The sequence below is a fragment of the Snodgrassella sp. ESL0304 genome, from assembly GCF_013344995.1.
In the GTDB taxonomy this organism is placed as follows: Bacteria; Pseudomonadota; Gammaproteobacteria; order Burkholderiales; family Neisseriaceae; genus Snodgrassella; species Snodgrassella alvi.
Map to the genome: position 1 here is coordinate 1 of NZ_JAAEDR010000008.1, position 16510 is coordinate 16510.

The 16510-nt window shown below is 43.0% G+C and carries 15 protein-coding genes, 1 rRNA gene and 1 pseudogene; 8 read left to right on the top strand and 9 right to left on the bottom strand.

What is annotated here, in order from left to right; genetic code table 11:
- Positions 1 to 103: ribosomal RNA gene (gene rrf, locus GYX91_RS01275) — 5S ribosomal RNA — on the top strand; the annotation flags it as partial.
- Between the two features lie 113 nt (positions 104 to 216).
- Here rrf and trmL read toward each other — a convergent pair.
- From trmL to GYX91_RS01315, 8 genes are all read right to left on the bottom strand, one after another.
- The gene (trmL, locus tag GYX91_RS01280) at positions 217 to 699 is read right to left on the bottom strand and encodes a tRNA (uridine(34)/cytosine(34)/5-carboxymethylaminomethyluridine(34)-2'-O)-methyltransferase TrmL (protein WP_174829739.1); all 483 of its coding nucleotides are present in this window, start codon (positions 697 to 699) and stop codon (positions 217 to 219) included.
- A 195-nt stretch (positions 700 to 894) separates the two neighbouring features.
- Positions 895 to 1302: a hypothetical protein gene (locus GYX91_RS01285; RefSeq protein WP_174829740.1), complete on the bottom strand. Its 408-nt coding sequence runs from the start codon at positions 1300 to 1302 to the stop codon at positions 895 to 897.
- Positions 1248 to 2570 (bottom strand): phosphatase PAP2/dual specificity phosphatase family protein, encoded by a 1323-nt coding sequence (locus GYX91_RS01290; protein ID WP_174829741.1) that lies wholly within the window; start codon positions 2568 to 2570, stop codon positions 1248 to 1250. Before GYX91_RS01290 ends, GYX91_RS01285 begins: the two co-directional genes overlap by 55 nt.
- On the bottom strand, positions 2567 to 4327 hold the full coding sequence (locus GYX91_RS01295; protein ID WP_174829742.1) for a bifunctional alpha/beta hydrolase/class I SAM-dependent methyltransferase: 1761 nt from the start codon (positions 4325 to 4327) through the stop codon (positions 2567 to 2569). The genes GYX91_RS01290 and GYX91_RS01295 overlap by 4 nt, the downstream gene beginning before the upstream one ends.
- Positions 4320 to 4964 (bottom strand): 1-acyl-sn-glycerol-3-phosphate acyltransferase, encoded by a 645-nt coding sequence (locus tag GYX91_RS01300; RefSeq protein ID WP_174829743.1) that lies wholly within the window; start codon positions 4962 to 4964, stop codon positions 4320 to 4322. Before GYX91_RS01300 ends, GYX91_RS01295 begins: the two co-directional genes overlap by 8 nt.
- A gap of 3 nt (positions 4965 to 4967) precedes the next feature.
- On the bottom strand, positions 4968 to 5882 hold the full coding sequence (locus GYX91_RS01305) for a phosphatidate cytidylyltransferase (protein ID WP_078474483.1): 915 nt from the start codon (positions 5880 to 5882) through the stop codon (positions 4968 to 4970).
- Position 5883: 1 nt separating this feature from the next.
- Positions 5884 to 6483, bottom strand: coding sequence for a CDP-alcohol phosphatidyltransferase family protein (locus tag GYX91_RS01310; protein ID WP_078474481.1), 600 nt, complete (start codon positions 6481 to 6483; stop codon positions 5884 to 5886).
- 285 nt (positions 6484 to 6768) lie between these two features.
- On the bottom strand, positions 6769 to 7599 hold the full coding sequence (locus tag GYX91_RS01315; protein WP_084547198.1) for a MetQ/NlpA family ABC transporter substrate-binding protein: 831 nt from the start codon (positions 7597 to 7599) through the stop codon (positions 6769 to 6771).
- A 133-nt stretch (positions 7600 to 7732) separates the two neighbouring features.
- On the opposite strand from GYX91_RS01315, the gene dinG reads away from it, so the two are divergent.
- The 4 genes and pseudogenes from dinG to GYX91_RS11190 all read left to right on the top strand — a co-directional run.
- Positions 7733 to 9865: an ATP-dependent DNA helicase DinG gene (gene dinG / locus GYX91_RS01320; protein ID WP_174829744.1), complete on the top strand. Its 2133-nt coding sequence runs from the start codon at positions 7733 to 7735 to the stop codon at positions 9863 to 9865.
- Between the two features lie 144 nt (positions 9866 to 10009).
- Positions 10010 to 10438, top strand: coding sequence for a 50S ribosomal protein L13 (gene rplM, locus GYX91_RS01325; protein ID WP_025329931.1), 429 nt, complete (start codon positions 10010 to 10012; stop codon positions 10436 to 10438).
- Between the two features lie 9 nt (positions 10439 to 10447).
- Complete coding sequence (gene rpsI / locus GYX91_RS01330) at positions 10448 to 10840, top strand: 30S ribosomal protein S9 (RefSeq protein WP_025329932.1); 393 nt, start codon at positions 10448 to 10450, stop codon at positions 10838 to 10840.
- A gap of 160 nt (positions 10841 to 11000) precedes the next feature.
- Positions 11001 to 11219, top strand: a pseudogene (locus GYX91_RS11190) (tRNA-dihydrouridine synthase); the annotation flags it as partial.
- A 381-nt stretch (positions 11220 to 11600) separates the two neighbouring features.
- Here GYX91_RS11190 and GYX91_RS01340 read toward each other — a convergent pair.
- On the bottom strand, positions 11601 to 12473 hold the full coding sequence (locus GYX91_RS01340) for a lysophospholipid acyltransferase family protein (RefSeq protein WP_084564337.1): 873 nt from the start codon (positions 12471 to 12473) through the stop codon (positions 11601 to 11603).
- Positions 12474 to 12576: 103 nt separating this feature from the next.
- Between GYX91_RS01340 and metK the strand changes: the two genes are divergently transcribed.
- From metK to GYX91_RS01355, 3 genes are all read left to right on the top strand, one after another.
- On the top strand, positions 12577 to 13746 hold the full coding sequence (gene metK, locus GYX91_RS01345) for a methionine adenosyltransferase (protein ID WP_084547456.1): 1170 nt from the start codon (positions 12577 to 12579) through the stop codon (positions 13744 to 13746).
- 783 nt (positions 13747 to 14529) lie between these two features.
- Positions 14530 to 15024 (top strand): MarR family transcriptional regulator, encoded by a 495-nt coding sequence (locus GYX91_RS01350; protein WP_174829745.1) that lies wholly within the window; start codon positions 14530 to 14532, stop codon positions 15022 to 15024.
- 18 nt (positions 15025 to 15042) lie between these two features.
- On the top strand, positions 15043 to 16488 hold the full coding sequence (locus GYX91_RS01355) for an efflux transporter outer membrane subunit (RefSeq protein WP_174829746.1): 1446 nt from the start codon (positions 15043 to 15045) through the stop codon (positions 16486 to 16488).
- The last annotated feature ends 22 nt before the right edge of the window (positions 16489 to 16510 follow it).

Sequence of the window (16510 nt, forward strand, 5' to 3'; positions counted from 1 at the left end):
TAGCGGGTTGGTCCCACGCCTTCCCATCCCGAACAGGACCGTGAAACGACCTAGCGCCGATGATAGTATGGATTGCCCATGTGAAAGTAGGACACCGCCAGACTCCCTATAGAAGAACCCGGTTGATTAGTCAGCCGGGTTTCTTACTTTAAGTACTGAAAAGTACAACAGAAGAAAAACAATACCGCAGCAGCCTAATGGCTGCTGTTACTGTATCTAGGTTAGAGAGGGGAAGGACTGCTGACGCAGTGCTTCATAGAGGACGATGGCGGCGGCGTTGGACAGGTTTAGTGAGCGGATGTGCTCTGACTGCGGAATTCGCAGACATTGCTCGGCGCGTGCCTGTGCGAATGCCTGTGGCAGTCCGGTGGTTTCGCGACCGAAGAGAAAGTAGATTTGCTGATTGGGGTCGCTGTAGTCGAACTGAGTGTAGTTGCGAGTGCCGTAGGTTTCTATCAGGTAAACTTGTGCATTAGTCTGGGTTTCAGTCATGCTGATGAATGCTTCCAGACTATCATGATAATGAATATCTACATGAGGCCAGTAATCTAGACCAGCACGCTTAAGCATCTTGTCATCGGTAGAGAAACCTAATGGATGGATTAAATGCAGGCTGGTATGTGTGCCGGCACAAGTGCGGGCGATATTGCCGGTATTAGCAGGAATTTGGGGTTGATACAGAGCTATGTGCAGACTCATCTGATTAGTTTTTTATTGATACAAAAAGATGATTAGTATAATCTATATTAGAAATTTAAGTGACTACTGCTTTGAATGAAAAATATGACAAATCTATTGCTTATTCGCTTAACTGTTTATAGATAGAAAATTTCTATACCATTTTAATTTAACATAAATTAATCTTATTTTTTTATCATTAAATCTACAGATATTTTATTTAAACAATAAAGTAATAATCCAGATTAGCCAGAGCAGAGCACAGCTTATTAAGGAATATTTGAGTTGCTTCAGAGCTCCCTCATATCTTTGTTCCAAAGTAAAATCTTGCAGTTTTTGTTTTTGCCAAATAGAAGCAAGAATAATACCAGCCTGCCGGTTATTTTCCTGAGTGAGTTCAGAGAAATAATGATTATCCAGCCATAGCCGCCAGCATTGATAAATAACTATATCGGCACCAGCTGTGATCAGTGAACGTATTAAGCCGGCAGATGCGCAAAATATTGCCCATAATAAAGGTATTAATGCCATCAATAACAAAAAGCGCCAGCTTGCTAATGTGTGGTTGACTAACACCTTACTAAGTTCATGTTCATTGGATTCTGGGTTATGCTGATGTGCCATTGCTCAAGAAGTTCCATATGTTTGGAGCCTAGTACAATTTGCGGGCGTTGTTGCTGCACAAATGTACAGGCCTGTTCTACAGTTTTAAAATTATCAAAAGCCAGCAGCCATGCTACTACTACAATGGCACTACGTGATAGTCCCAATGAGCAATGGATTAAAACACTATTGTGCTGTGTACGTAATTTTTCTAATTCACTGACAGCTTGTTGCAATTGCAACATACTGGGGCAAACCAGATCCAGCATCGGTATACATGTATACACGCGATTGTATGTAGATTGGGCGCGTGGAAATTCGAATGTTAAATCCAGAATGGCTTTTTGTTTAACACTGCTGCAAGGATAACTACCCATAAAAATGTGCTCATTGATTGGGCTGATAGCAGGAATTTTACGGGTATACAGCCATCTGGAAATAGTCATCAGACATCGCCAGGGAAATAACAGAATATAAGTAGCCGCTGAATATTTGCCATGCTGTGATTTATATATTGTATTAACACCAAAATGATATGAACAACTGACAATAAATAAAGATAATGCCAGCCATAATAACCACGGAGTAGAATAAATTCCAAAATATAAGCACACAAGCGCTGCTGTTGCATAATACTTAGTCAGCTTTTTTGACTGTGTACACGGTATATGAATATGGGTTTTTGGTATTTTTTTAACCGGTATTAGCCAGTCAATAAACATACCAATAGCTACGCCGACGATTACATCAATAAAATGATGCTGCCATGTCGTCAATACAGAAATACCAATTAACAGAAACCAGCAATGAATCAGCCAGCGCAGACGTTTAGGAGTATGTTGTAAAAAGTGTTGCCACAGCAGCCAGCTTAGGATGATATAGAGTATTGAAGACTGATTATAAGATAAATTAAACTGCTCCAGCTGATTAAACCACCAGCCGGTAAAACCTTCAACTTTGGGTCGGATAAAGCTAAAACGAAAAGGAAATAGTAAAAAACTGATATAGGCTATAGTAGAGGCTAATACTAACCGACAGGCCTGACGAGTCTGTTCAGATACAGAGTGACACAAAAATAAAGATATACTATAGAGCAAAGCCAGACTACAGTAAGGAATAATAGTGAGCGGAATAAATGGGATGTATTGTTCCCAGCTATATACCACACTATTAATATCAGCTCGTGTGGCAGTAAACTGATTAACCAGTTCATACGTTACTAAGAAAAACGGCGCCAGAATGATTAACCAGCCTACTGCCAAACAGTTTAATTGACTACGCAACTTCATGATGCGCGGCGAATTGCCATGGATACGCTGAAAATCCCCCATTCATCAATAATTTGTGCACATTTATCAAAACCGGCTGCACTTACCAGAGCATCCATTTCACCTTGCGAACGATTACGCATAATCCACGGCTGACCCTGACGATGGCTGGTTAAAGACCATGCAATGGTTTTCAATTGCGGGTGCCAAGGTTGATTTGTGTAAATCAGGATACCACCGGCAGGGATAGCTGCTGCTAAACCATTTAGTGAATTGCGTAACAGAGAGTTATCCGGAAAAAGTTCATAAAGTCCGGAAACAATACCCAGTGTAGGCTGAGGTGTAAGTACTGCGAGTTGTTCCTGATTGAAGGCATCACCAATTTCAAATCGCGCTTTATTGCTTAAACCATAATCAGCAATCATCTGCTGACCTTTGCTGACATTAAGTTCACTGTAGTCGCGTAATAAAATTTCTTCAACTGCATTGATATTGGATAATGCTTCAATGACATACCTGCCATGACCGGCAGCAATATCAACAACCCGAACCGGAAGATTTTCTTCCTGTAGTTTTGATACAGCTTGTTTAATCATATACTCCAGATTAATTTTGCGTTGCCGGATACCTCGCCAGCCAATGCTATTGAGATAGGCTTTGTCAAATTGTTTTCCCAGCCAGTTTTGACCCTGAGGCTGATTCTGATAAACATAATCCAGTGTACTGCCGGAATCAAACCCAGTTTCACAACCCAGTTTAATGCCATTAGAAAGTTTACCAAGGGTTGTCATACCTTTATGTAAGGCACGATAACTGAAGGCACTGAAAGAAAGCGGAACCGGTCCGCCGCTTAATTCACGCCAGTTATCTGCACTCGGGCTCCAGCGATCTTCATGCTGATAATTAAAAGCGGCTACTGGCTGCTGATATAAGGTATCGATAAAGCTGCGAATTTTTGTAAAAGCTTCTTCTCGGTTAAGTTCGCCCAATGTGTCGTGATAAAAACCGGGCAGAATGTGCATTTCTTTGAGCGGATTGCGAATACGCTGATAGAAATCCAGTTGTGGTTGCCTGTGCACTACATAATCCTGACCGGATATCAGCAGTTGTGTAGGTAAAGTAATAGCAGCGGCATCTTCAATGACGCGGTCGGCTGTACGGTATAAATCCAGTAAAATATTTACTGCAATTGCACGAGTAATCAGCTGATCGTTATTAAAACTGTTAACACGTTCGGGATCATGGGTCAGATACTTGCCTTTGACATAGGAATTAACAAAGAACAGACCTTTCACATATTGTCCAAAACTAAGCAATGGCCGGGCAAACGGCACGTACAGTTTTACTTTAAAAGCAGGAGAGGCTAATACAAGCCCGCGAATTTTCGGGGCATAATCATGTGCCCATGTTGCTGCCAGTACCGCTCCCACACTCTGGGCAATCACTATGATATTCGAAAGGGGAGTTTGGCTGTCTGCGGCAACAAAATGCATAAATTCATCCACATCCTGTACAGAACGGGCCAGAGACGGGCTGTAACCGCGAGGGCCGGGAGAATGGCCATGCCCGCGGGCATCCCATGCATAAAAATCCGTATCCGGCATGTTCAGCTCATCCACAATGTGCTGCAAACGACCAGAATGTTCATGTCCGCGGTGAAACAATACAATAACTTTACGTATCGTGCCGGAGGTAATTGCAGGCCAGTGTCGATAAAATAATTCTTGTTTATCACTGGTATAAAATGTACTTTCTTTTGCTTGGCGTTGTTCAGTCATCAGAATCTCTTTTCATATATTGCGGACGCAATGCGAGTAAATTATTTAATAAATCTGCTTTAAACTGGTCCTTATCCGGCTGGTAATACATGGCACTGCCAATATTAATGTCTATGAATAGGGGCAGCGGAATACGATTACCTTTAGCCATAATCTGTTCAGTTCCCTGTAGCCATACCGGAATGATGGGTACAGTTGGCATAGCAGCGCTTAAATACCAGATACCTGATTTGAGCGGTTGCATTTTTCCGGGTTCGCCACGAGAGCCTTCTGGAAATAGGATAAGGATTTTGTTTTGACGTAAGGCTTCTTCACAACCCTGAAGCGGATTGTTCTGACCGCCATTCTGACGGGTAACCGGAATAATGTTGAGAATATTAATTGCAAACCAGGCCAGCCATTTATTACTTAGAAAGTAATCTGCTGCAGCTACCGGATGAATCTGATTTTGCTGTAAAGGTGAGTATAGACCCATCAGTGCAAATACATCCATGTGGCTATTATGATTAGCAACAATGATTGCCGGACCCTGTTTAGGCAGATTGTGATGTTGATGAATACGCAAACCCAGCCAGAAACGCATAAACGGCCATTCTATACATAATGCAAATATGGGTTTGAGTAATGATTTAAGCATGATTTAGTAGTAAAAATAGCGAACGAAATGAAAAAATACCGGTGCAGTAAAAATCAATGAGTCCAGACGATCAAGAATACCTCCGTGGCCGGGTAATATCGTGCCGCTGTCTTTAATACCAATATCCCGCTTGATTGCAGACATGACAATATCACCACAGAATCCGCTTATACTGATGATCAGACCTGCAATTAAAGACATTTCCCAGCTCAGTGGTGTCAGTATAGGACCCAGCAGCATGGCAGCAATTGTCGTGCTGGCTATGCCGCCAAGTAGTCCGGCCAGAGTTTTGTTCGGGCTGACTTTAGGTGTTATTTTGATTTTACCCAGAGATTTACCCCACAAGTATTGAGTAATATCATTGAATTCTGTTAAACCCACAAGGAACAGTACCAATAGTGCACCAGTTTGCTGATGATCATTCGGCAGTACCAGCAAACTGGCAACATGGCTGAAAGCAAATACAGTTGTCATCAAGCCCCACTGCAATTGAGACACTGTACGCAGAAAATGTTTGGTATCACCAGCAATAACCATTCGTGCCGGTAAAAACAGGAACATATATACCGGAATAAATATAATAAAAAAACCGTACCAGTTACTGCCGATAAACCAGTAATTAATCGGAATAGTGATAAACATCCACAGGATAGGCATACGGTCTGCATGGCGTGCCGGTACCAGCGTTAAATATTCTTTTAACGCCATGAAGCTGACCAGAGCAAAAAAACATATCCCTAACCAGGATGGACTGATTAATGCCAGAGAAAACAGTATAATAATAATCCACCACGTTCGAATACGCAGTGTGAGTTCATGCCAGTCTTTATCCGGTTTCAGGTACACTAATAAGCCATTGATAACTGTAGCCAGTAATAAAAGGCTGAAAATGACCAGTAAGGATTTTTGCAACAACATATCAGTGTTCTCCGGTCAGGGCACTGCGACAACGGTTAACACAAGTCCAGACCAGTAAGACAATTGATATACACCACAGCAGATTGTTCCATGATGTTAATTCTGGCCAGATAGCCAGTAATAAAGACCATGTACCGAAAATCAAGGCACGATCACTTTTACCCATGGGACCCGCATAGCTGCGGATGCCATTAATTGTTTGAGCAAGAATGCCGCAGAATTCCGTAAGTACTGCACAAAAGAGCATTACCAGTACCACAGTTGTATTACTGCCCGGTAACAGAATGAACGGCACATATAAGGCAATATCAGATAAGACATCACCCAATTCATTTAAGACAGCACCAAGCCGGCTTTGCTGGTTACATTCACGAGCGAGCATGCCATCCAGTGCATTGAGTGCCATTCTGATAAATAATGTAATCGGTAGCAGCCAGAATAATCCCGGATGCGGAAAAATAGCCAGTATGACACCGATTAATACAGAAAGACCAATTGCAGAAAGGGTAATGTGGTTTGCTGTAACGCCTTTTCGATACAGCCAGAACATGAGCGGGCGTAATAATTTTTGAAAAGCAGGTTTGATACTGTAAAGAGTCATGCTTTTATAAATTAAGTTATGTAATTTCTATATTATAAAATGTATTTAAAAATTTTGTTTTGTTATTTTTATTAAACATGTTAGGCTGCTGTACCGCTTTATTGAGCCATACAGCAAAACTCACGTTAATAAATATTACAGTGCGGGATTTATTTTCAGTGTTTTGATTAATAATTAGTGATCTGCTTATACGTTTTTAAATTTTTACTGTTACGTGATGAATTTATAGATGAATTGCCGGTAATGCGTGATAGTATTACCGGCAATTTTCAGGATGAGATAGGTTTATTCACCTTGTGGCAATGCCCACATCTGATTTTGATTGTATTTCTGCATAAATTGTTTAAATTCTGGTGATTGATAGGCTGCTTTTAAGTCTTTTGCCCACTGGGTATCTTTATTTTTTTCATTAATGGTAACCACCATTTCCATTTCCGGAATTACTTTTTCACGAAGTACGGCTTTTTTCGGATCAAGTTTAGACTGGTAAGCAATTCCACCGGAGGCGAAACCGAAATCTACTTCACCCAGTGTGCGCGGAATCATGACTGAATCCATTTCTTTAATTTTCAATTGTTTTGGATTGCTGACAATGTCTCTGGATGTTGCCAGTATCGGGTTAGTGCCGGATTTGAGCTGAATGAAATGATTATCGGTCAGAATGCGCAATGCACGTGAAGTATTGGCCGGATCACTGGGAATCAGCACAGTAGCACCATTAGGCGCCTGCTGAAAGGATGTGTATTTGTCTGAGTAAATGGCAGCCGGTATGGTAGGGATATGTACCAAAGGATACAGATGTGTACCTTTTTCACGGTTAAAGACATTAAGATAGGCAGTATGCTGATCCAGATTAAAATCAACCTGACCATTATTAACAGATTGATTATTCACTTCCAGCGTGGAAAAATTCATGGTTTTAATGGTGTAGCCCTGTTTTTCCAGAATAGGTTTAATGCCTTGTTCAAATACTGTGCTGTAAGGCATAGCAGAGGCACCAAAAACCAGCTCTTTTTTGGTCGTACTGGCTGCTGTGGAATCTTGCTGAGTTTTAGAGCAGGCAATAAGACCTGTTGTCACGAGACAGAATAAAACGAAATAGATAATTTTGTTCATAATGTGCCTGCTAAAAATTTAATATGGAATTTAAGTATATAATTGGAATTAGTTTGTAAATATACTGATTTTAAATAACTTTACTACTAAAAAAAATATGGGTTTATGCTATTTACCTATTGTTTGAATTGTTATGCTTACTGATTTAGAAAAAAACGCCATACGTGATCATTACCAAAGTATTGCCAGAAGTTTGCCTAATTTCCGGCCCCGGCAGGCACAGCGGGAAATGATTGCAGCCGTTGCTAATGCATTTTCACGCACTCAGCAACAGCAGGATGGTGAGGACGCACCGGAGCGCAATGGTGAGTCTATCGTTGTAGTAGAGGGGCCGACAGGAGTAGGTAAAAGTCTGGCATATTTACTTGCCGGCGGAATTATGGCGCAGACGCGCGGCAAAATACTGGTAGTAAGCAGTGCGACTGTTGCCTTGCAGGAACAACTGGTCGGGCGTGATTTACCGTTTGTAGTCAGGCACAGCGGACTGAGTCTTAGTTTTGCTCTGGCTAAAGGACGCGGACGTTATTTATGTCCCTATAAACTGTATCAATTAACCCAATTAAACGCACAGGACAGTTTGCAGGGTTTTGAACCACAAATGGTACTCTGGGAGCGGAAGCCTAAAAAAGAAGAATTGGCAGTATTGCGTAATATGGCAGATCAGTTTGCTGCCCGTATTTTTAATGGAGACCGGGATACATGGCCGGAACAAATTGACGACGGTTTATGGCAGAAAGTAACTAATGATCGCCATGGTTGTTTGAAATCCGGGTGCCCGAACCGCGCCGAGTGTCCTTTTTTTCTGGCGCGGGAGACGCTGGAAACGGTGAATGTTGTGGTAGCCAATCATGATTTACTGCTGGCTGATATCGGCATGGGCGGTGGTGTAATTTTGCCGGCACCGGCCAACAGTTTTTATTGTATCGATGAAGCGCACCATTTACCGCATAAAGCTTTACAGCAATTTGCGGCTGAACATAGTTTGAATCAGACATTATGGTTTTTAGACCGGATTGGTAATATTGTAGATAAAGTAGCTGGTGTGCTGGATAAAAGTGAACTTGCAGTGCTGGCTGTTGAAGCTGCATCGGGTTTGCAGGAAAGTTTGCAGGAATGGCTGATTTGTCTGGCTGATGAACCCAGTCTGGCAGTACAGGACAGTATCGAAGAAAGCAGCTGGCTGTGGCCGGATGGTGAAATACCATCGAGTTTGAATATGCTGGTAAATAATACCGCTATCGCCGCACGAATGCTGCTGAAACATTTAAATGGTATGAATGAGGCATTATCTGCCTCCAGACGAGATAAGAATAAGGATAGCAGCCTGCTTGATCAACTCAGTACTGATTTGGGCATGCTGCTGGCGCGAACTGAACAGGTCGTGGATGTATGGGATTTAATGTCCACGGAAAAAGTTGAAGGCGAAGCACCACTGGCTAAATGGATTACTCGGATAGCTAAAGATAAGGTTGACTACAACTTTCATGCCTCTCCCATTACCAGTGCCAGTAAGCTGGCCAGTGGTTTGTGGCGGCGGGCAGCAGGAGCATTGCTGACTTCGGCTACGTTGCGCTCACTGGGTACATTTGATTTACTGTTAAAGCAAACAGGCCTGAGCTGGCTGCCTGATACTACTATGCTGGCACTGGACAGCCCGTTTCATTTTGCAGAACAGGGTGAGCTGTATATACCGCCACTGGCAGCCAGCCCGAAAGATGCGGCAGCGCATACCAGTGAAATTGTTAATTGGCTGCCGAAGCTGATTAATGAAAGCGAACCTATTGGGACGCTGGTATTATTTTCTTCACGGCGGCAAATGCAGGAGGTCGCGCTGAAATTGCCGGACAGTCATTTGCCTTTATTGCTGGTGCAGGGAGAAATACCCAAACAGATATTATTAGAGCGCCATCATGAGGCAATTGCTGCCGGTCGTCCGAGTATTATTTTCGGTCTGGACAGTTTCGCTGAAGGTCTGGATTTACCCGGTGAGATGTGTGTGCAGGTCATTATTGCCAAGCTGCCGTTTGCTATGCCGGATAATCCGATTGAGAAAACCCGCAATCAGTGGATAGAGGCACGCGGCGGTAATCCGTTTATGGAGATTACTGTGCCGGAAGCCAGTATCAAGCTGATTCAGGCCGTAGGGCGGCTGATTCGGACTGAAACAGATTACGGCCGGGTTACTATTCTGGATAATCGTATTCTGACTGCGCGATATGGTAAACAGTTACTGGCGTGTTTACCGCCTTTCAGACGTATCGGCTGAATATGACTACAGATGTAATCATCAATGCAACTGTATCCTGCTCAGTACAGGGAAATTGTCATACAAACCCTGTACAGCAATTGACAATCAATTGATTAATCTTTAATATTAGAAGCTTTCGTATATTTATCTGGATTAGCTTTTATGAAAACCTTTTCAGCTAAGCCCCATGAGGTGAAGCGCGATTGGTATGTGGTTGATGCTCAAGACAAAGTTCTGGGTCGTCTGGCTGCTGAAATCGCCCGCCGTCTGCGTGGCAAACATAAGCCAGAATACACGCCACATGTTGATACTGGTGATTACATTATTGTAATTAACGCTGACAAACTGCGTGTGACTGGTCAGAAACAGACTGACAAAAAATACTATCGCCACTCAGGTTTTCCTGGTGGTATTTATGAGCGCACTTTTGCTGAAATGCAAAACCAGTTTCCTGGCCGTGCGCTGGAAAAAGCCGTTAAAGGTATGTTACCTAAAGGCCCGCTGGGCTATGCCATGATTAAAAAACTGAAAGTATATGCTACTGCAGAACATGGCCATGCTGCTCAACAACCTAAAGTTTTGGATATCTAAGGACACGCAATGAACGGTAAATATTACTACGGCACGGGTCGCCGCAAAAGTTCAGTGGCTCGTGTTTTCCTGCAAAAGGGTAGCGGTCAGATTATTGTAAATGGTCGTCCGCTGGATGAATTTTTCGGTCGCGAAACCGGCCGCATGATTGTTCGTCAGCCTCTGGTACTGACTGAAAATCTCGAAGCTTTCGATATTAAAGTAAATGTAGTAGGCGGCGGTGAAACCGGTCAGTCTGGTGCAATTCGTCATGGCATTACCCGTGCACTGATTGATTACGATGCAGCTCTGAAACCAACTCTGTCTGCTGCTGGTCTGGTTACTCGTGATGCACGTGAAGTTGAACGTAAAAAATTCGGTCTGCGCAAAGCACGCCGTGCAAAACAGTTCTCAAAACGTTAATCTGTATTGCCACTACCAAAACAGTTTATATATTCAAAAAAGAGCCTTTATTGGCTCTTTTTTTTGTGAATAGGTCAATAAAGATATATTGTAAATTCTGAAACAGATTACTGGTATATTATCCGCAGGAGCAACCTATTGCTTAGCAGCTAGATGGCGCAGTAAGCCGGCAGTTCTAGTACAGGCTGTTAAAATTGCTGCTGGTTATGAGTATGATGAAATTAATCTGAACTGCGGCTGCCTCAGCACTAGCTCGCGGGTACGGCAAGGTGCTTTTGGTATCTGTCTGATGCGTGGTTGAACTGGTAGCACAATGCTTAATGCTATGCAGGAAACGGTTAATATTCCGGTTACGATTAAGCATCGCATCGGTCTGGATTAAGTCGAGTTTTACGGGCAAATATAAAAGCAAAAAATTACAAGTTATATAATTTAATAAAAATAAAACAAATCATAATTAGATAATTGTTTAATATTTTTGCTAAACAAATTATTTATACTTTTGGTATTAATTTTAAGATTAATATATCTGTTTTATTAATAATAATTAATGATTTGTATCTAGTAGAAATTAATCTATATAATTTTATTTAATCTAATTTCAGATCATACTCGATAAATATTTATTAAATTGATATGACGATTTTTAATTAAATAATGTATTAAATAATTTCCGAATAATTATAATTTAAGGATAATTCTTCTGTGATTTCTATATTGTTTGTATAAGATATAGTTTGCTAATTTTTTGATGATTTTTTTAGGTAGCAGGTCTGTTTTTACGCCATTTGTACCGGTTATAGCCAAACAGGTACTGGCTTGGGAAACGTGTTACCCATTTTTCAACATTATTATTAATAATCTGTGCATCATGCTCGCGGTTGCCGTTGAGTGTGCCTTCAAGCGGTGCGATATGAAGGGCAAAGCCGCGACCGTGCGGCAGGCGTTCGCCGCAGAAGAACAGGGGGGTTACTTCAGGCATGATAGCCAGACGGGAGGCTAAGGTCATGGTGTAGGCAGGCTGACCAAAAAAGGTTGCCCATACACCTTCTCCTTCGCCGGGTACCTGATCGGGCAGTACAATGGTAGCCTGCTTATTTTTTAATGCCCGTACAATCTGTTTTACCCCCAGCATATTGGCAGGAGCGGTATAGCCGTTATCACGCACACGTCCGCTATTCATAACGTTTTCCAGCCAGCTTATTTTAGGCGGACGGTACATGGCGGTAAGCGGGAAAGGCAGTTTTTCGCTCAGGAAACGACCGGCAAGATCATAATTGCCCAGATGTGGTGTAATTAAAAGCAAACCTTCGTTGCGTTCAATAGCGGCTTCTATGTGTTCCCAGCCGTGTACTTCTTTAAATAATGAGACGATATGCTTGCTTGAGCGGGTCCAGGCTATAGATAACTCAAGCCCGCTTTTGGCTGTTTCTGCAAAAATGGATTTAACCAGTTTTTCTGATTCTTGGTCGTTGGCAGCAAGTTTGCTAAAATGCAGATTTTTAGTTGTGCGTTTACGTTCACTGGTGGCGAAGTAAAAGCCAAGGCGCCCCAGTACGGAACCTAAACCCTGTAAAACAGGTAAGGGGATTAATGCCAACAGGAAAAATATGAAATAAACCAGCTTTTGCATCCGTTCTGTATCTCAAACTCGAAAATTTGGGCGACATTGTAACAAAAGCATTTATAACTGCCCATCATAATGCTTGATTAGCATCAGAAAGTATCCGCCAATTATGAGTGAATTTCTGTTTACTTCCGAGTCGGTATCCGAAGGTCATCCGGATAAAGTTGCCGACCAGATTTCCGATTCTATTTTAGACGCTATCCTGACTCAGGATCCTACTGCACGTGTTGCAGCTGAAACTCTGGTAAATACCGGTTTGTGTGTTCTGGCCGGTGAAGTTTCTACACGTGCGCATATTAATTATATACAAGTTGCACGCGATACGATTAAACGTATCGGTTATAACTCATCAGAACTGGGGTTTGATGCCAGTGGCTGTGCGGTGATGGTGTGTTATGACGAGCAGTCTCCTGATATTGCTCAGGGGGTTAATGAAGGGGAAGGGCTTGACCTGGACATGGGTGCAGGCGATCAGGGACTGATGTTCGGTTATGCCTGTGATGAAACGCCTACGCTGATGCCGTTTGCAATTTATTATGCACACCGTCTGATGCAGCGTCAGAGTGAAGTGCGTAAAAGTGGTGAACTGCCGTGGTTGCGTCCTGATGCCAAGGCACAGCTTACCTGTGTGTATGACAGTGAAACCGGAAAGGTAAAACGTATTGATACTGTGGTGCTGTCTACGCAACATGAGCCGGATATCGAGCGTGATGAGCTGGTTGCAGCTGTTAAGGAATATATTATTAAGCCGGTGTTACCTGCTGATATGCTGACTGAAGAGACGCAATATCTGATTAATCCGACCGGGCGTTTTGTCATTGGTGGTCCGCAAGGCGACTGTGGTCTTACTGGTCGCAAAATTATCGTGGACACTTATGGCGGGGCGGCTCCTCATGGCGGCGGTGCTTTTTCCGGTAAAGATCCTACTAAGGTTGACCGCTCTGCTGCTTATGCCTGCCGTTATGTGGCGAAGAATATTGTTGCTGCCGGTCTGGCCAGTCAGTGTCAGATTCAGATTTCCTATGCTATCGGTATTGCACAGCCTACATCAATTGCGATTGATACTTTTGGTACCGGCAAGATCGATGAAAACAAGCTGATTGAAATTGTGCAGGAACATTTTGATTTGCGTCCGAAGGGTATTATTAAAATGCTGGATTTGCAGCGACCGATTTATGCGAAAACAGCGGCGTATGGTCATTTCGGGCGTGAAGAGCCTGAATTTACCTGGGAACGTACGGATAAAGCGCAACTGCTGCGTGAAGCCGCAGGTATTTAATTCTGGTTATGTAGAAACAGGCTGCTTTTGAAGCAGCCTGTTTTTTTGCTGATGCAGGAGTTAGTCAGGATATGTATATATTGTGATGATGTTGTATCAGTAGGTTGTCTGCGGAATAAGCTGAATATGCTGCTTATGTCGTTATTGGTAATGTATTTGCTAAGAAAATTGCAGTTTTGTACAGAGTGGAAGATGCAATTTTGTTTAAGGCTGGTGTCAAAGGTTGTTGTGGAGAAGCCGGTAAAACAGGTATCTGGTTAATAAGGCGTAAAAAAATTCAAAATGTCTCTATATTTAATCTGTTATTAAATATAATTATGCTCTTAACACATAAGTATGGTTTTGAGTTGTTACTTTATGGTTTGTATAGAAAAATAATTATGTTTATGGTCTTTGCAGCCAATTATTAACAAGTTTAAGTGATGGTTTTTTGAGTTGAAAACTGGTTAACCGGTATTGCTGAATGCTGTCCGGGTTGTTTCATTTCTGCAACGACGGATGATGCGCTAAAGCAATTTGCTGTTCTGGTCTGTAGAGTCTGTTTCCGGTAATTCTATTTGACAGGTGATAGATGAGGGCTGGAAAAAACGATAACGGTATAGGGTATTTACTGTTACCGGCAATATGCAGATATACAGATAGATAAGAGGGCTTTTCAAAAAATTTGCTAAGGTAGTGACTATTTTAGGGATGGAATATTTTCAGCTAAATAATAAGCTTCATTTATAATAAGTGGTATGGTTATTAAAATGGTTTATTTTTTGGATTTTGAGGTGTTCTAAGATGGGTTTTTCTCTTCCTGCTACCGAACTGGAAGCTACTTTAGAGGTGCTGGCAGTGAAAATGCCAAGCATGAATGTTCAGTTGGTGATGCTCAGCCGGTTAATCCGTCTGGTACATACATCGATTCACGGTGAGCTGAATGAGCGTTTACACAAGCACCATTTATCAGAAAGTCTGTGGCATGCATTGCTGGCAGTGTATTCACGACCGAATCATGAGATTTTACCATCAGAACTGAGCAGTATTCTGAATCTGACTCGTACCAGTGCAACGCGTTTGTCGGATGAACTGGTGCTTAATGGCTGGGCTACGCGCTCTACTCATCCTTATGACCGGCGCAAAATTACGCTGAAACTAACTAAAGCCGGTGAGAATCTGATTCAAATGGTTAGTCCGGAAACCAATGAGGTACACCGGCGGGTATGGTCAGCCCTGAGTGAACCGGAATATGAACAATTACAGCAGCTGTTAACTAAGTTATTAACTGCTGCTTAACTTTTTGCTGAGATTTGCATGAAATTAACTGTATCTGCGCCCCGATTACGTCAGCTGGCTCTTGTTAGCCCTGTTGCTTTGCTGCTGTTATCTGCTTGTGCCAATTTTGGCAAACAGCCTGAGTTAGAAAATCCACAGGATGCCGGTCAGCTGCAATTGCCGGCAGGGCAGACTGTAGCAGTAAAACAAAACTGGTGGCTGGGGCTGAATCAGTCATTGTTAAACAGATTAATGGAAACCGGCTTGTCCAATGCGCCGGATTTACGTATTGCGGCTGCGCGTATTGCAGAAGCTGAGGCTCAATGGCGTGGTGCCAGAGGTGAGGCTGGTGTTCAGGTGGGGGTACAGGCTAATGGTGTGGCCGCCTATCTGAATCCGAAGCCTGACTCAAACCGGGACGGTGATAACCCGAATCATGTTTTCAGTAATGAAATGGCTGCGGTAGCGGTTAATTACACTTTTGATTTCTGGGGCAGACAGCGTAATCTGATTAAGGCTGCGCTGGGTTCCCGTCTTGCAGCTTCTTATCAGCAGGAACAGGCCCGACTGGTACTGAGCCAGAGTATTGTGTCGCAATATACGCAATGGCAGCAGTTACAGGAACAGTCGGATATTCTGAAACAGCGTATTGCAGTGAATCAGCAGTTGCAGAAGCTGGTTGCAAACCGGATTCGCGCAGGTTTACAGCCGGCAAGTGATGAGTATGCTGTTACGCAGACTGTACTGAATTTGCAAAGCGCTTTACGTCAGACACAGGCGGATATTGAACGTACCCGTCATGGTATTGCGGCACTGGTCGGATTATCACCGACCCAGTTGCCGGAAGCAGTACCACAGCCATTGGGTAAGGTGCCTGCAGTTGCGACTGATGGTTTGCGGGCGGATATTTTAGGGCAGCGGCCTGATATTGCTGCACAGCGGGCGTTGTTACAGTCAAATTATTTTGGTGTGAAGGCGGCTGAGGCTGCTTTTTATCCTAATATTGAAATTAAGGGTCTGGCAGGTCTTGCGCATGTTGATGCGTTTGATCTGGTGCACTCTTCTTCACGGATGCTGGGTGTTGTTCCGGCCATTACTCTGCCGTTATTTACTTCAGGCAGTTTACAGGCGGCATTATCCGGTAAACGCTCTGCTTATAATGAACAGGTAGCTCAATATGATAAAACCGTATTGACTGCCTTGCAGCAGGCAGCTGATGCAATTAGTGATTATCAGCACAGTACTGTGGCACTGCCATTACAGCAGCAGGCATGGCAGGTGGCACAGAAAAATGCAGCTGCCAGCAGCAAGCGTCAGGCAGCCGGTCTGGACAATGCTATTACCAGACTACAGCGTGAAGACGCTGCTCTGAGTGCACGGGCTGATTTGGTTAAAACCATTGCCTGGCAGCAGCAAAGCTGGAATAGTCTGCATGCTTCTCTGGGCGGCGGTTTCCAGATGTCAGATGCTGAGGCTACTCGTTAATTTACTGTTATTTTTAAATTTT

Bases quoted from the DNA above. Each gene is read 5' to 3' on its own strand.
- rplM (WP_025329931.1), top strand. From the start codon at position 10,010: ATGAAAACCTTTTCAGCTAAGCCCCATGAGGTGAAGCGCGATTGGTAT.
- GYX91_RS01315 (WP_084547198.1), bottom strand. From the start codon at position 7,599: ATGAACAAAATTATCTATTTCGTTTTATTCTGTCTCGTGACAACAGGT.
- dinG (WP_174829744.1), top strand. From the start codon at position 7,733: ATGCTTACTGATTTAGAAAAAAACGCCATACGTGATCATTACCAAAGT.
- GYX91_RS01285 (WP_174829740.1), bottom strand. From the start codon at position 1,302: ATGGCACATCAGCATAACCCAGAATCCAATGAACATGAACTTAGTAAG.
- GYX91_RS01295 (WP_174829742.1), bottom strand. From the start codon at position 4,327: ATGACTGAACAACGCCAAGCAAAAGAAAGTACATTTTATACCAGTGAT.
- rpsI (WP_025329932.1), top strand. From the start codon at position 10,448: ATGAACGGTAAATATTACTACGGCACGGGTCGCCGCAAAAGTTCAGTG.
- metK (WP_084547456.1), top strand. From the start codon at position 12,577: ATGAGTGAATTTCTGTTTACTTCCGAGTCGGTATCCGAAGGTCATCCG.
- GYX91_RS01300 (WP_174829743.1), bottom strand. From the start codon at position 4,964: ATGCTTAAATCATTACTCAAACCCATATTTGCATTATGTATAGAATGG.
- GYX91_RS01305 (WP_078474483.1), bottom strand. From the start codon at position 5,882: ATGTTGTTGCAAAAATCCTTACTGGTCATTTTCAGCCTTTTATTACTG.
- trmL (WP_174829739.1), bottom strand. From the start codon at position 699: ATGAGTCTGCACATAGCTCTGTATCAACCCCAAATTCCTGCTAATACC.
- GYX91_RS01290 (WP_174829741.1), bottom strand. From the start codon at position 2,570: ATGAAGTTGCGTAGTCAATTAAACTGTTTGGCAGTAGGCTGGTTAATC.
- GYX91_RS01340 (WP_084564337.1), bottom strand. From the start codon at position 12,473: ATGCAAAAGCTGGTTTATTTCATATTTTTCCTGTTGGCATTAATCCCC.
- GYX91_RS01350 (WP_174829745.1), top strand. From the start codon at position 14,530: ATGGGTTTTTCTCTTCCTGCTACCGAACTGGAAGCTACTTTAGAGGTG.
- GYX91_RS01310 (WP_078474481.1), bottom strand. From the start codon at position 6,483: ATGACTCTTTACAGTATCAAACCTGCTTTTCAAAAATTATTACGCCCG.
- GYX91_RS01355 (WP_174829746.1), top strand. From the start codon at position 15,043: ATGAAATTAACTGTATCTGCGCCCCGATTACGTCAGCTGGCTCTTGTT.